The 13,605-nt window shown below is 60.1% G+C and carries 11 protein-coding genes and 1 tRNA gene; all 12 read left to right on the plus strand.

Features of this window, described 5'->3' with window-relative positions:
- The first annotated feature begins 19 nt into the window (after positions 1-19).
- The 12 genes from lepB (Q0248_RS04125) (at position 20) to Q0248_RS04180 (ending at position 13,386) form a co-directional block, all read left to right on the plus strand.
- The gene (gene lepB, locus Q0248_RS04125) at positions 20-1,465 is read left to right on the plus strand and encodes a signal peptidase I (protein ID WP_299320041.1); all 1,446 of its coding nucleotides are present in this window, start codon (positions 20-22) and stop codon (positions 1,463-1,465) included.
- Positions 1,455-2,150 (plus strand): signal peptidase I, encoded by a 696-nt coding sequence (gene lepB, locus Q0248_RS04130; protein ID WP_299320043.1) that lies wholly within the window; start codon positions 1,455-1,457, stop codon positions 2,148-2,150. Before lepB (Q0248_RS04125) ends, lepB (Q0248_RS04130) begins: the two co-directional genes overlap by 11 nt.
- A complete protein-coding gene (locus tag Q0248_RS04135) occupies positions 2,150-2,806 on the plus strand; it encodes a WbqC family protein (protein WP_299320046.1) in 657 nt (218 codons plus the stop codon). The genes lepB (Q0248_RS04130) and Q0248_RS04135 overlap by 1 nt, the downstream gene beginning before the upstream one ends.
- Positions 2,799-4,901: a S9 family peptidase gene (locus tag Q0248_RS04140; RefSeq protein ID WP_299320047.1), complete on the plus strand. Its 2,103-nt coding sequence runs from the start codon at positions 2,799-2,801 to the stop codon at positions 4,899-4,901. Before Q0248_RS04135 ends, Q0248_RS04140 begins: the two co-directional genes overlap by 8 nt.
- Before the next feature lie 429 nt (positions 4,902-5,330).
- Complete coding sequence (locus Q0248_RS04145; RefSeq protein ID WP_299320049.1) at positions 5,331-5,915, plus strand: FKBP-type peptidyl-prolyl cis-trans isomerase; 585 nt, start codon at positions 5,331-5,333, stop codon at positions 5,913-5,915.
- 6 nt (positions 5,916-5,921) lie between these two features.
- The gene (locus Q0248_RS04150; RefSeq protein WP_299320050.1) at positions 5,922-6,740 is read left to right on the plus strand and encodes an FKBP-type peptidyl-prolyl cis-trans isomerase; all 819 of its coding nucleotides are present in this window, start codon (positions 5,922-5,924) and stop codon (positions 6,738-6,740) included.
- Positions 6,741-6,771: 31 nt separating this feature from the next.
- Entirely contained in the window at positions 6,772-7,659 is an 888-nt protein-coding gene (locus tag Q0248_RS04155) for an FKBP-type peptidyl-prolyl cis-trans isomerase (protein ID WP_299320051.1), read from the plus strand.
- Between the two features lie 229 nt (positions 7,660-7,888).
- Positions 7,889-7,960: transfer RNA gene (locus Q0248_RS04160), tRNA-Met, on the plus strand.
- 110 nt (positions 7,961-8,070) lie between these two features.
- Positions 8,071-8,898, plus strand: coding sequence for a threonine/serine exporter family protein (locus tag Q0248_RS04165; RefSeq protein ID WP_299320053.1), 828 nt, complete (start codon positions 8,071-8,073; stop codon positions 8,896-8,898).
- Positions 8,899-8,941: 43 nt separating this feature from the next.
- Complete coding sequence (locus Q0248_RS04170; protein WP_299320056.1) at positions 8,942-9,433, plus strand: threonine/serine exporter family protein; 492 nt, start codon at positions 8,942-8,944, stop codon at positions 9,431-9,433.
- 114 nt (positions 9,434-9,547) lie between these two features.
- Positions 9,548-12,346 carry a leucine--tRNA ligase gene (gene leuS, locus Q0248_RS04175; protein ID WP_299320057.1) on the plus strand — a complete coding sequence of 933 codons (2,799 nt, stop codon included), beginning with the start codon at positions 9,548-9,550 and terminating at the stop codon, positions 12,344-12,346.
- A gap of 41 nt (positions 12,347-12,387) precedes the next feature.
- Positions 12,388-13,386 (plus strand): YitT family protein, encoded by a 999-nt coding sequence (locus Q0248_RS04180; protein WP_299320059.1) that lies wholly within the window; start codon positions 12,388-12,390, stop codon positions 13,384-13,386.
- The last annotated feature ends 219 nt before the right edge of the window (positions 13,387-13,605 follow it).

The following is a 13,605-nucleotide window of genomic DNA, read 5'->3' on the forward strand; positions in this document are numbered from 1 at the left end:
TAAGTATATTCCTCTCCCTATGAATAGATACCCGCTCTCGGGGCTCAGTCCTCGTCAGCTCCTCATCCGCCGCATCAAGGGCGGGATTATGATTGTACTGCTCCTGCTCTTCGCCTTCTGGGCGGGCTGGTGCTGGCTCTTGTTGCTGCCTTTCTTGGTAGACTTCTACTTCACGCGCTTCATCCCCTGGCGTTACCTCAAGGAGCACCCCAACGGTATGGTACGCCTGTTGGGAGGGCTGCTGGAGGATATTGTCTTCGTTGTGGTGACGGTCTCGATCATCTTCACCTACTTCTTCCAGAACTTTGCCATCCCCTCCTCCTCGCTGGAGAAGACGCTCTTGATCGGGGACTACCTCTTTGTCAATAAGCTCAGCTACGGGCCGCGCGTGCCGATGACGCCGCTGGCGCTGCCGCTAGCTCACAATACGGCCTTCGGGCATAAGTCCTACCTCGATAGCCCTTCACTGCCTTACCGCAGGCTCAAGGGGCTGGGTAAGGTGGAGCGTAATGACCTCGTAGTCTTCAACTTCCCCGCAGGCGATACGGTGGCACTCTCGATGCCGAACCCCGACTACTATACGCTGTGCGCTCAGTATGGGCGTGAGCAGGTGTGGAGCGATCGTCAGCAGTTCGGCGAGGTCGTCGCTCGTCCTGTAGACCGTCGCGACCACTATGTCAAGCGCTGTGTCGGCCTGCCTGGGGAGACGGTAGAGCTACGTGCCAATCAGCTCTACATCAATGGTAAGGCTATGGCCAATCCGCGTCAGATGCAGCTCAACTACTTCGTCCAGACCGACGGGACGCCGCTGCCGCAGGAGCTCCTCGACCAGCTGGAGATCAACGACAGAGATGTGCAGCTCATCTACGACTACCGTACGAGCGATGGGGGAGACCTCTCTCCCTTCCTCGCACAGATGAAGCTGGCCTTCCAGTCCGAGGGCTCGCGTGGCTACGGCCTTATCTATCACCTGCCTCTGACGGCTGAGATGGTGCGCGTACTGCAGGCTGAGCCTTATGTCAAGGGCATTGGGGTGGAGCGTACGACGACTGAGCTCAGCGGGCAAGTCTACCCACTGGGCTACGCTACGGGCTGGACGCGTGATGACTACGGGCCACTCCTCATCCCCCGTAAGGGGCTGACGGTCGAGCTCACCCCAGCGACGCTCGCCTACTATGCCCGCTGCATCCGTGCCTACGAAGGGCACCAGCTGGAGCAGCGCCCCGATGGGGTGATCCTCATCGATGGTCGTCCCGCGACGCACTATACCTTCGCGATGGACTACTACTTCATGCTAGGGGACAATAGGCACATGTCTGCCGACAGCCGCTACTGGGGCTTCGTGCCCGAGGATCATATCGTGGGTAAGCCCGCCTTCCTCTGGCTCTCCATCAATAGCGAGCGTCCGCTCTTCTCTGGCGGGATCCGCTGGGGGCGGATGATGCGTTTCATCAATGGGAAGTAAGCGCCGCCATATTCCTAGCCTACTACGCTACGGAGCCTTGCCGCTGGGAGTCGTACTCCTAGTACTGCTCCTACGCGCCTTCCTCTTCATGCCGCTGACGCTGCAGACCAGCGCTCTGTCGCCGAGCTACCCCCGTGGGGCGTGGGTGCTGGTGCTCAAGAGCTTCGAGCCTGAGTACGGTGACTGCGTCCTCATCGACCTAGGCCGCCTAGGACTAGCGAAGCCCTCAGAGCCTAGCCTCGTGGCGGGACGTGTCGTCGGTCTGCCTGGCGACAGCCTCGAGCTGCGACAGGGACTGCTCTATGTCAATGGCCGCCGCACGCTCGATCATCGCCGTGCCCTGAACGTGCGCGAGCACTACGCGCTACGTCTGCCGCGTGCTCAGGGCGTCTATCCCCTGAGTCCCGTGAGCCTCGTGGCCTATCGCGAAGCCCTCCTGGAGGAGCAGCGCGCTGAGGAGCGCCTGCACCCAGGGCGTGGTCAGCTGGGGCTGGACTCCGCCCGATGGATGCAGCGCCTCAGTGAGCGAGCGCTCTACACCTTCGCCCAGGACTACTACTGGGTGCTGGCAGACGATACCAGCTCGGGGCCTGACTCACGTCACCTAGGGATTATCCCGCGTGAGGCCATCGTGGGGCGTCTGCTCTTCGGCCTCGGCACGCGCAGCCCCTTCGTCTATCCTTGATGTACTACGACCTCCTGCTCTCTACGGCGCTGGCACCTCCCATCAGCTACTTCACCCTCCTGTATCATCACCAGTCGGGTAGGGTAGGCCTCGAAGCTGCCGAGCACTACATCAAGCAGAGCTACCGCAATCGCTGCTACATCCTCGGGCCTAACGGCGTGCAGCCACTGAGCATTCCCGTGGAGCTCCCTGAGGGGACGAAGACCCCCATCACTGAGGTGCGCCTCTCGACGCATAGCCAGTGGCGTGCCGTCTGGCATCAGACGCTCACTACGGCCTACGGCGCTAGTCCCTACTACGAGTACTATATCGACGAACTGGAGGCGCTGTGGAGCGCCCCCGAGGATGATAGCCTCTGGGGGCTGAACCTCAGGCTACTGCTGCACCTCTGTCCCCTGCTTGAGATCGACACGGCCTGCCTCTGCCCGACCGAGACCTTCACGCCGCTGGACTGCCACGAGGCGGACTACCGCTATAGCCTGCGCCCCAAGCAGGGCACACTGCCCCCTGCCTACCTCCCCCAAGCCTATCATCAGCTCGATCGACCCGCTCGTGGCTTCGTCCCGGAGCTCAGTATCCTCGATCTCCTCTTCAATATGGGGCCCGAGAGTCCCCTTATTCTCCAAGCTAGCTACCATCCCTATCCTCATGAATAAGCCTAAGCAATCCGCCTTCGGCCCAGCCCCTCGTGTGGCTCCGCGCCCCGAGGAGCTGCGTCACCTCGACGACCTACGTATCGACCCCTACTACTACCTGCGGGACAAGGAGCTCCCCGAGCTGCAGGACTACCTCCGTGCAGAGAATGCCTACACCGAGCAGGTGATGGCCTCGACCCAGGAGCTGCAGGAGGAGATCTATCAGGAGATCGTGGGGCGCATCAAGGAGACCGACCAGAGCTATCCCACACTGCGCCGTGGCTATTACTACTATACCCGTACCGAGCAGGGCAAGCAGTACCCCAGCTATTACCGCTACGAGGAAGAGGCCTTCGAGGAGCGCTGGAGTGAGCGCCCGCAGGAGGTGGAGGGGGGCGAACTGATCTTCGACGTCAACCTCATGGCCGAGGGGCAGCCCGCCTATATCTTCGCTGGCTACAGCGTCAGCCCCGATAATCGCTGGGTGGCCTATATGTCCAATACGACGGGCTCCTATGCAGAGTTCGACCTCAGGATCAAGAGCCTCGAGACGGGGCAGGAGCTGCCGCTGTGCATCGCGGGCGTTGCTTCGCTGGCCTGGGCTGAGGATAGTGAGACCATCTACTACAGCCTGATCGACGAGACGCTGCGCTCTAGCCGCGTCCTTCGTCAGCGCCTCGACGAGACCGAGGGGCAGCTGATCTACGAGGAGCTGGATAGCCGCTTCTCCTGCAGCGTCAGCGAGACCAAGACGCACGAATACCTCTTCATCTCCTGCTCGAGTAGCACCAGTAGCGAGGAGTACTACCTCGCTGCGGACGGTCGGGACACGGAGCCCAAGCTACTGCTAGCTCGCCAGCCCGACGTGCGCTACTCGGTGCTGACGCACCGCGATCGCCTCTACCTATACTATAAGGATAAGGAGCAGCTCAACGGCGCCCTCTATGCGACGAGCCTCGAGGGCGTGGCAGACCGCTCCTCCTGGCGTACGATCCTCGCACATCGCCCTGAGGTGCGCCTCGAGAGTCTCGGCATCTACGAGCACTATGTGGTGACTGAGGAGCGCGTCGAGGGGCTCTCGCAGATCCGCATCCTTGATCCGCTGGGGCAGCCGCTGCGGGAGGTCGCCTTCCCCGAGCCCGTCTATACGCTGGCTCTGAGAGGTAGCAGCCAGTACACCACGCGCAAGGTGCGCTACACCTATTCCTCGCCTAATAGACCCAGCAGCCTCTATGAGTACGACCTCGAGACGGGTGAGAGTCGACTGCTCAAGCAGCAGGAGGTAGGCGGAGGCTACCAGCCAGAGTACTACGTCGTGGAGCGTCGCTGGGCGCTGGCCGAGGACGGGGTGACGCGCATCCCTATGGCCTTGCTCTACCGCAAGGGTCTCAAGCGCGATGGCTCGGCACCTGCCCTGATCTACGGCTATGGGAGCTATGGGATCTCGATGGAGGCACAGTTCAGCGTCTCTATCCTTAGCCTGGTGGATCGTGGCTTCGTCTACGCGCTGGCCCAGGTCCGTGGCGGGAGCGAACTCGGGGAGCAGTGGTACGAGGATGGCAAGTTCCTCAAGAAGGAGCATACCTTCACTGACTTTGCTGCCTGCGCTCGTCTCCTCCTGGATGAGGGTTATACCTCCCCCGAGCGCTTAGCCGCTATGGGGGGCAGTGCGGGCGGTATGCTGATGGGGGTAGTGGCCAATCGCTGGCCTGAGCTCTTCGGCTGCATCGTCGCCCAGGTGCCCTTCGTGGACGTCGTGACGACGATGCTCGACGATAGTCTACCTCTGACGACAGGGGAGTACGAGGAGTGGGGCAATCCCAATGAACCCGAGTATTACCACTATATGAAGGGCTATTCCCCCTATGACAACCTCCGTGCGCAGCGCTATCCTGCCATGCTCGTCACGGGCGGAATCAATGACTCGCAGGTGCTCTTCCATGAGCCGACCAAGTATGTGGCGAAGCTCCGTAGTCTCAAGACGGATGATGAGCTCCTCTTGCTGCGCATGAATATGGACTCGGGCCACGGCGGCGCTACGGGGCGCTACAGCGGGATACGCGACACGGCCTTTGAGTACGCCTTCATCCTCTACGCCCTAGGGCTCGTCTCCTAGGGAGCGGGGAGTCGGCTCGGGGAATGTTGCCGAGCGGCGGGCTTAGCCCAGCCTCCCCAGTATAGTCCCAGAGGGGACGGAGCGCGCTCATAGCCTGCTCCTAGCTTCGCGAGGGATAGCAGTCAGCCGCCTGACTGCTATCCCTCGCGCGCTTTAGGGGTATCCCTCAGCGCGCTGACTGATATCCCTCAGCAACCCTCCCCCTTAGACCCGAGCTTTGGCGTGGGCTTGGTGCCCCTTCGTCTCGTCCTAAGCTAGGGAGGGGGGAGGGGCTGCTGCCTCCGCCCTGAGGCGCTTGGCGCAGCCTCTAGTGTAGTGCAGTAAAATTCATTACCTTTGTCTCCGTATTATCCCAGTCTCTGTGGTGCGGGCTCTTGCCTCGCCCTTCATAGGGCTGCGGACACACTAGGTACATTATATACAAAGGATATGAACAAGGTAAGCTATGCCCTAGGGCTAAGCATCGGGCAGAACTTCCGTGCCTCGGGCTTTGACGAACTGATCTTCGAGGACTTCCTACAGGGCGTACGCGCCGTCTACGACGAGGTACAGCCCGAGATGAGCTACGACGAAGCGAAGCAGATCATCAACGACTACTTCCAGGAGGTGCAGCGCAAGGCTGTCGAGCGCAACAAGGAGGCTGGTGAGGAGTTCCTCAAGATCAACGGCCACAAGGCCGGCGTCGTCACGCTGCCTAGCGGTCTCCAGTACGAGATCCTGCGCGAAGGCGATGGTCCCAAGCCTAAGCTCACCGACAGCGTAGAGTGCCACTACCACGGTACGCTCATCAACGGGCAGGTCTTTGATAGCTCGATGGACCGCGGCGAGACGGCTACCTTCCCTCTGCAGGGCGTCATTAAGGGCTGGACGGAGGTCCTTCAGCTGATGCCCGTAGGCTCTAAGTGGAAGGTTACGATCCCTGCCGACCTGGCCTACGGCGATCGTGGTGCTGGGCAGATGATCCAGCCTGGCAGCACGCTCATCTTCATCATTGAGCTCATCGCGATCAAGTAAGGCTAGATGAAGAAGACCGCTGTAATGGGCCTTGGGCTGGCTACGGCCCTGCTCCTAGGGGCTTGCTCCCCCCGCCTCAAGCCGCGCACTAGTGCCCTGCCCTCAGCGCAGGACTCGGTGGCCTATGCCTTTGGGGTGCTGAATAGCCAGGCCTTCTCCTCTGCCATGGCAGGTATGCCCGGCGATAGCCTGAGCCGTGCGCAGATCCTCGAGGGCTTCGCCGACGCCTTCCTCAGCCGTCCCGCTCAGGTGCTGAGCCTAGAGCAGGCACGCCGCATCTATGAGGGCTATATCAATGGCCTGAGAGCTGTAGAGGCACGCGAGCGTAGCGCTCGTGCCGACTCGCTGCTGCGCCTCAATGCTCAGCGCCCTGGCGTACAGACGACGGCGAGTGGCCTCCAGTGGCGCGTGCTACGTGCTGCCGAGGGGCAGCACCCCAGCGCACAGGACACCGTAGTGGTGAACTACGTGGGTCGACTGGCCGATGGGGGTAAGGAGTTCGATAGCTCTTACAAGCACGGCGAGCCCGCGACCCTTCCGCTGAGTGCTGTCATCAAGGGCTGGACGGAGGGCATTGGTCTGATGTCTAAGGGGGCTAAGTACGAGTTCCTCATCCCTGCGCCCCTGGCCTACGGCGAGCGTGGTGCGGGTGGGGTGATCCCTCCTGGAGCGCCCCTCGTCTTCGAGGTCGAGCTCCTGGATATCAAGCCCTACGTCGCACCCCAGGCCACCGACGAGGTCGCTGAGGCACAGGCACAGCCCAGCTCCAGCACCAAGGCTAGCCCTCGGACAAAGGGGAGCAAGCGCACTAAGCGCACCAAGTAAGTAAACTTCAAATCAATTCTATAAGACGACAATGAAAAAGTTCGCAATGATCCTGGCTGCATCAGCCATGGCCCTCGGTACCTACTCCTGCCAGCAGGGAGGCTCCACGCCCAAGGACAGCGTAGACAGCGTAGCCTACGCTATGGGCTTCAGTAATGCTGCTGAGCTGATGAACGCCATCAAGGGCGCTCAGGCTCAGGGTCAGCAGATTGACTCCGCACTCTTCTTCAAGGGCTTCGAGGAAGGCTTCAACAGCGATACGACCAAGCTCTGGTACTACGTAGGTCAGATGCAGGGTGTACAGGCTGCTCAGCGCTTCAAGGAAGACTCCACGCTGATGAACAAGAAGGCCCTCTTCCTCTCTGGCTTCAAGAAGGCGCTGGCTCTGGACTCCGCTACGCGCGTAGGCCAGGTGGATAGCCTCGGTGCTGTCGCTCAGAAGTACTACGAGAAGAAGTACGAGGAGGAGCAGAAGAAGCAGGAAGCTGAGATGGCGAAGCAGATGGAGCAACAGTATGGTGAGAACAAGACCAAGGGTGCTGCCTACATCAAGAGCTTCGCTGCTGAGCCTGGTGTCAAGACCACGGCTAGCGGTATTGCCTACAAGGTGATCAAGGAAGGTACGGGCGCTACGCCTACGGCTAACGATGTCGTGAAGGTCAACTACAAGGGTATGCTCATCGATGGTACCGTCTTCGACGAGTCTAAGGATAAGCCCGTCGAGTTCCCCGTCAACGGCGTCATCAAGGGTTGGACCGAAGTACTCCAGCTGATGAAGGTCGGTGAGAAGATCAAGGTGGCTATCCCTCAGGAGCTGGCCTACGGCGCACGCTACCAGGGCGACAAGATCCCTCCCTTCAGCACGCTGGTCTTCGAGATCGAACTCCTCGAGGTCAAGCCCGCTGCTGCCCAGCAGTAGGGTAGTAGCCTTGGGCTAAGCCTAAGACTTTAGTGCGCAAGGGCAGCTGCTCCGTATGGAGCGGCTGCCCTTGCTGCTTCTCTGGCTCGGTGACGGGAGGCTAGGGGCTCCGTCTAGGCTTGCTTCTCGCGCGCGGGATACCTTAATAGAGGGGGCGTCGAGGGATGAGTTTCGGTATGGATTTGGAGCGTATGGATAAAAGTGCTACCTTTGCAGTGCAAAAAGATAGCGCGGAGTGGAGCAGTGGCAGCTCGTTGGGCTCATAACCCAAAGGTCGTAGGTTCGAATCCTGCCTCCGCAACTAAGTAAGGGTATCCTTATCAGAAGAGAGTCTCCACAGTCACTAGCGGGGACTCTTCTTGCATTTACGACAGCGTACTACTCACCTCCCCAAGGCAGCGATCATCTACTATGGCCCAGTCCGTCCCCCTAGCACTAAGAGATATTGACAAGGAGCAGCTCCTGGAGTTCCTCCTGCGCTACGCGACGACGCAGACCAGCGTCGGGGTGCAGACCTCCCGCATCGTCGTCAATACGACGCGTATAGCCCATGCCTATGGCTATGAGCTGACGATCATGATGTTCCAGCGCAACATCGCCATGACGCTGACCCCTGTGCTGGAGGGAGCCGAGGGCAGCTATCAGCGCCTCGACTACGCCCACCCCGTGACGGGCATGAGCCAGCATAAGCACAGCCCCCTGAACTTCTATCTTAATGCCGAGCTTAGCCGCCTGAGCTGGTACACCTATGATAACCACCCCGATCTGGCGGAGCTGGAGGCACGCTTCGAGCGCATCCTCACCACACAGCCCGTCAATCGCTGGCTCGTGCTCTACCTCATCAGTCAGGCCAATATGTGCCTGTGTCTGCTCTTCGGCGGCGATCTCGTCTCCTCGCTCTTTGTCTTCCTAGGGACCTTCCTCGGCTTCTTGCTGCGGCAGGAGCTCAATAGACGGCACGCCTATATCTACCTGACGATATGCCTCTCTGCCTTTATTGCCTCCTTCATCGTAGGGCTGGGGGCAAAGTGGGGGCTGGAGGGCTCCCCTGAGATCGCCCTAGGGGCCAGCGTCCTCTACCTCATCCCCGGCGTCCCCTTCATCAATGGCATCATGGACCTGCTGGACGGCTATATGCTCAATGGGCTCTCGCGCCTGATGACCGCGGCTATGATCGTGGTGAGCATTACGGTCGGGCTCAGTGGTACGCTCCTGCTGCTTGGCCTATCGCTGCTCTGATCCCCTTGCCTTGCCTCTATCCCTTATACGACACGCCTTCCCTATGGACTTCGTCTTGATCTTTCAGAAGGGCTTCTTCGCCGCCATCGCAGCACTCGGCTTCGCCGCCGTTGGTAACCCCTCGCCTGCCGCCTTCCGCTATGCCCCGCTCCTAGCCTTCTTCGGCAATGTGATCCGCTTCTCTTTGATGCAGTACGCAGAGGTGAACATCGCTGTGGCCTCCTTCTTCGCCGCCATCTTTATTGGCTTCATGGCCGTGGGCTTCGCCTTCTATGCGCGCTATCCGATCGAGGTCTTTGCCTTCCCGGCCTTGCTCCCGATGATCCCAGGACAGTATGCCTACCGCTCCCTCCTGGCGATGATCCGCTTCATCGAGACTAGCAGTACACAGATGCAGGAGCAGTATCTCCCGATGATCATCAGCAATGCGATCACCGCGCTCCTGACGATGTTCGCCCTTGGCGTTGGGGTCGCGATCCCGCTCTTCATCTTCTACAAGACCTCCTTCCGTATGACGCGTGGCGAGGCCAAATAGGAGGTTGCTCTAAATGATGTACCTTTGTGTTGCGCTTACCTATACCCCTTGACGGAGCTATATGTAGGCGCAACGATTATTTAAGGAATACGTATCATCATAGTAAGGTCATAGATGGAATACAACTTTAGAGCGATAGAGGCTCGCTGGCAAGAGTACTGGAGCGCACACGAGGTCTACCGAGTCACTGAGGACAGCACGCGTCCAGCGTATTATGTGCTAGATATGTTCCCCTATCCCTCTGGTGCAGGGCTGCACGTGGGGCATCCACTGGGCTACATCGCCTCGGATATCTTCGCTCGCTACAAGCGTCTACGCGGCTTCAACGTACTCCATCCTATGGGCTATGATGCCTTCGGTCTCCCCGCCGAGCAGTATGCGATCCAGACGGGCCAGCACCCCGAGGTCACGACCGAGGAGAATATACAGCGCTACCGCAGTCAGCTGGAGCGCATCGGCTTCAGCTTCGACTGGTCGCGCGAGCTCCGTACCTCGGACCCCGAGTACTACAAGTGGACGCAGTGGACCTTCATCCAGCTCTTCCACTCCTACTATGATAAGGCGGCGGACAAGGCCCGCCCCATCGCTCAGCTCGTGGCCCAGCTGGAGCGCTCGGGTACGGATGGGCTAGATGTCGCCCAAGGCGAGGAGCTACACTTCACGGCAGCCGACTGGCAGAGCTGGTCGGAGACCAAGCGCATGCAGGTGCTGATGAACTATCGCCTGGCCTATCTCGGCGAGACGATGGTCAACTGGTGTGCTGCCTTGGGTACCGTGCTGGCCAATGATGAGGTCAGCGATGGCGTCAGCGTACGTGGTGGGCACCCTGTCGAGCAGCGCAAGATGCAGCAGTGGTGTCTGCGCGTCTCGGCCTATGCGGGGCGTCTACTGAGTGGCCTCGACGGGCTGAACTGGAGCGAGTCGCTCAAGGAGTCGCAGCGCAACTGGATCGGCCGCAGCGAGGGTGCTGAGGTGTGCTTCCCCGTGCTTGCTTCGCCCGAGGGCACTGAGGAGAAGGGAGCCCTGACGATCTTCACCACGCGTGTTGATACGATCTATGGCGTGACCTTCATGGTGCTCGCTCCCGAGAGTGACTACGTCGCCGAGGTGACCACTCCAGAGCAGGCAGCGGCTGTCGAGGAGTACCTCGCCGCCACGCGCCGCCGTACCGAGCGCGATCGCATGTCCGATCGCCGCGTCTCGGGTGTCTTCACTGGCGCCTATGCTCGCCACCCGCTGACGGGTGCGGCTATACCCATCTGGATCAGTGACTACGTCCTGGCCGGCTATGGTACGGGTGCTGTGATGGCCGTACCCGCGCATGACAGCCGTGACTTCGCCTTTGCACGTCACTTCGATCTGCCCATCGTGCAGGTCGTCGTCCCTGAGGGCGAGGAGCCCAGTGATACCAGCGAGTGGACGGAGAGCAAGGACAGCAAGCAGGGCGTGCTTATCAATTCGGGCATCCTCGATGGCTGCTCCGTGGCCGACGCCATCGCGACGATGAAGGCCTATGTTGAGGCTGAGGGCCTCGGCCGCGTCCAGACCAACTACCGCCTACGTGATGCTATCTTCAGCCGCCAGCGCTACTGGGGCGAGCCTTTCCCTATCTACTACGACGCTGAGGGCATAGCCCGCACGCTCCCCGAGGATCAGCTGCCGCTGCACCTCCCCGAGGTCGATAAGTTCCTCCCCACGACGGACGGGCAGCCACCGCTGGGCCGTGCCAAGGGCTGGCATACCGCCGAGGGCTACCCCTACGAGCTGAGCACAATGCCTGGTTTCGCAGGGAGCTCGGCCTACTACCTCCGCTATATGGACCCCTACAATGAGGAGGCACTGGTTAGCCCCGAGAAGAACGCCTATTGGCGTAGCGTCGACCTCTACGTCGGCGGCGCTGAGCACGCTACGGGTCACCTGATCTATAGCCGCTTCTGGAATAAGTTCCTCTACGACCTCGGCCTCATCGTCGAGGACGAGCCCTTCCAGAAGCTCGTCAATCAGGGCATGATCCAGGGACGCTCCAACTTCGTCTACCGTATCAAGGATACCAATACCTTCGTCTCGCTCGGCCTACGCGACCAGTACGACACGACCCCTATCCACGTGGACGTCAACATCGTCTACAACGACCAGCTCGACCTCGAGGCCTTCAAGGCCTGGCGCCCTGAGTACGCCACCGCTGAGTTCATTCTCGAGGACGGGAAGTACATCTGCGGCTGGGCGGTCGAGAAGATGAGCAAGTCGATGTTCAACGTGGTTAACCCCGACATGATCATTGAACGCTACGGCGCCGACACGCTGCGCCTCTACGAGATGTTCCTTGGGCCACTCGAGCAGAGCAAGCCTTGGGACACGAACGGTATCGACGGGGTGCACCGCTTCCTGCGTAAGCTCTGGGCGCTCTACTACGGGGCTGAGGGGCTGCGCGTCACAGACGGGGCGGCCAGCCAGGACGAACTGAAGAGCCTGCACAAGCTGATCAAGAAGGTCACGCAGGACGTCGAGCAGTTCTCCTTCAATACCTCCGTAGCTGCCTTCATGATCTGTGTCAACGAGCTGCAGGCGCTCAAGGCCAGCTCCCGCGAGGTGCTGCAGCCGCTACTCATCCTCCTAGCACCCTTCGCTCCGCACATAGCCGAGGAGCTGTGGCACGCCATCGGCGAGACGACGACGATCGTCACGGCGCAGTGGCCCGAGTGCCGCGAGGAGTATCTGGTAGAGGACCAGGTCAAGTATCCCGTCAGCTTCAACGGCAAGACACGCTTTACGATGAACTTCCCCACCGCGGCCTCGCCCGCCGAGATCCAGGAGGCTGTGCTCGCCTCGGAGGAGGCGCAGCGCTGGCTCGAGGGTAAGACGCCCAAGAAGGTGATCGTCGTCCCTGGGCGCATCATCAACATCGTCCTCTAGCTCCCCTTAGCTACTACTACCACTCATTATATCTATCACCTATGTCTGCTCAGTTTAACCTCCTGCACTTCTTCGGGCGTAAGTTCAAGGAGCTAGGAGAGGAGCTCTCGCGTCAGCTGGTATCGAAGTACTTCTGGCGAGACCTTCTTGTCGTCTTCGCTGGGGTGCTCATCTACACGGTGGGCTTCAGCTTCCTCATCTATCCCCAGCGTGTCACTACGGGGGGGCTGATGGGGATCTCCAACATCATCACCATCATCACGGGGGTGCCCGTGGACGTGCCGTACAACCTGATCAACATTACCCTGCTGGTCATCGCCTTCCTCTTCCTTGATAAGAACTTCTTCATCAAGACGCTCATAGGCATTGGTCTCCTGGCGGTCATCGTCCCTATAGCCACGCGCTACGTGATCCCTGATCCCAGCAATGAGGCCTATTGGCACCTGATGGTACTGAAGGATCAGCCGCTCCTGGCACTTATCCTTGGGTCGATGATGACGGGGCTTGGGCTAGGCTTTGTCTTCTCGGTGAACGGCAGTACGGGTGGGACGGATGTGATCGTGGCGCTTATCAGCCGCTATCGCAACATGTCCTTCAGCCGCCTCTATGTGGCTACGGACTCCACCATCGTCCTCTTCTCCTTCATCGCCAACGTGTATCTGGCGGACATCAAGATTGACCCGCTGGTCGCCTTCGACAAGATCGTGATGTCCTTCATCCAGGTCGTCCTGCTCGGCATCACGATGGACTGGTACACCAGTGGCAATAGGCAGTCCATCCAGTTCCTTATCTTCAGCCAGAAGTACAAGGAGATCAACGACGCGATCACCTCACGCCTGCACCGCGGCTGTACCATCCTAGAGGCTACGGGCGGCTATACGGGGCAGCCTCAGAAGGTGCTGTTGGTCGTCGTGCGCAAGCAGCAGTCCGTCGCCATCTCTCGCGTCATTGAGGAGATTGACCCTAAGGCCTTCGTCTCGCAGGGGGCGGTCAAGGGCGTCTACGGCGAAGGCTTCGAGAGCCTCAAGAGCCTCAAGTAAGGTCGTCCGCATCCCTCCTGCACTTATCTAAGGCTCTTAGCCTAAGCACGGATCACTTCCTCTTATAGGAGCTTATTACGAGCGCCCCACCTGCCTTAGTGGTAGGTGGGGCGCTCGCTTTTTATTGGGCGGCCCCCTTGGCCTTCCGAGGCTTTCGGCTGATGAGGTATGTCGCTGGTGCTTCTTGGAGCTTACGAAGGGCCTCCCTGTCCTTGCTTC

Origin of the sequence: uncultured Porphyromonas sp. (assembly GCF_938046015.1) — a bacterium.
GTDB lineage: Bacteria > Bacteroidota > Bacteroidia > Bacteroidales > Porphyromonadaceae > Porphyromonas.

Excerpts from the sequence above, each read along its gene's own strand:
- lepB (WP_299320041.1), top strand. The coding sequence starts at position 20 with ATGAATAGATACCCGCTCTCGGGGCTCAGTCCTCGTCAGCTCCTCATC.
- lepB (WP_299320043.1), top strand. The coding sequence starts at position 1,455 with ATGGGAAGTAAGCGCCGCCATATTCCTAGCCTACTACGCTACGGAGCC.
- Q0248_RS04135 (WP_299320046.1), top strand. The coding sequence starts at position 2,150 with ATGTACTACGACCTCCTGCTCTCTACGGCGCTGGCACCTCCCATCAGC.
- Q0248_RS04140 (WP_299320047.1), top strand. The coding sequence starts at position 2,799 with ATGAATAAGCCTAAGCAATCCGCCTTCGGCCCAGCCCCTCGTGTGGCT.
- Q0248_RS04145 (WP_299320049.1), top strand. The coding sequence starts at position 5,331 with ATGAACAAGGTAAGCTATGCCCTAGGGCTAAGCATCGGGCAGAACTTC.
- Q0248_RS04150 (WP_299320050.1), top strand. The coding sequence starts at position 5,922 with ATGAAGAAGACCGCTGTAATGGGCCTTGGGCTGGCTACGGCCCTGCTC.
- Q0248_RS04155 (WP_299320051.1), top strand. The coding sequence starts at position 6,772 with ATGAAAAAGTTCGCAATGATCCTGGCTGCATCAGCCATGGCCCTCGGT.
- Q0248_RS04165 (WP_299320053.1), top strand. The coding sequence starts at position 8,071 with ATGGCCCAGTCCGTCCCCCTAGCACTAAGAGATATTGACAAGGAGCAG.
- Q0248_RS04170 (WP_299320056.1), top strand. The coding sequence starts at position 8,942 with ATGGACTTCGTCTTGATCTTTCAGAAGGGCTTCTTCGCCGCCATCGCA.
- leuS (WP_299320057.1), top strand. The coding sequence starts at position 9,548 with ATGGAATACAACTTTAGAGCGATAGAGGCTCGCTGGCAAGAGTACTGG.
- Q0248_RS04180 (WP_299320059.1), top strand. The coding sequence starts at position 12,388 with ATGTCTGCTCAGTTTAACCTCCTGCACTTCTTCGGGCGTAAGTTCAAG.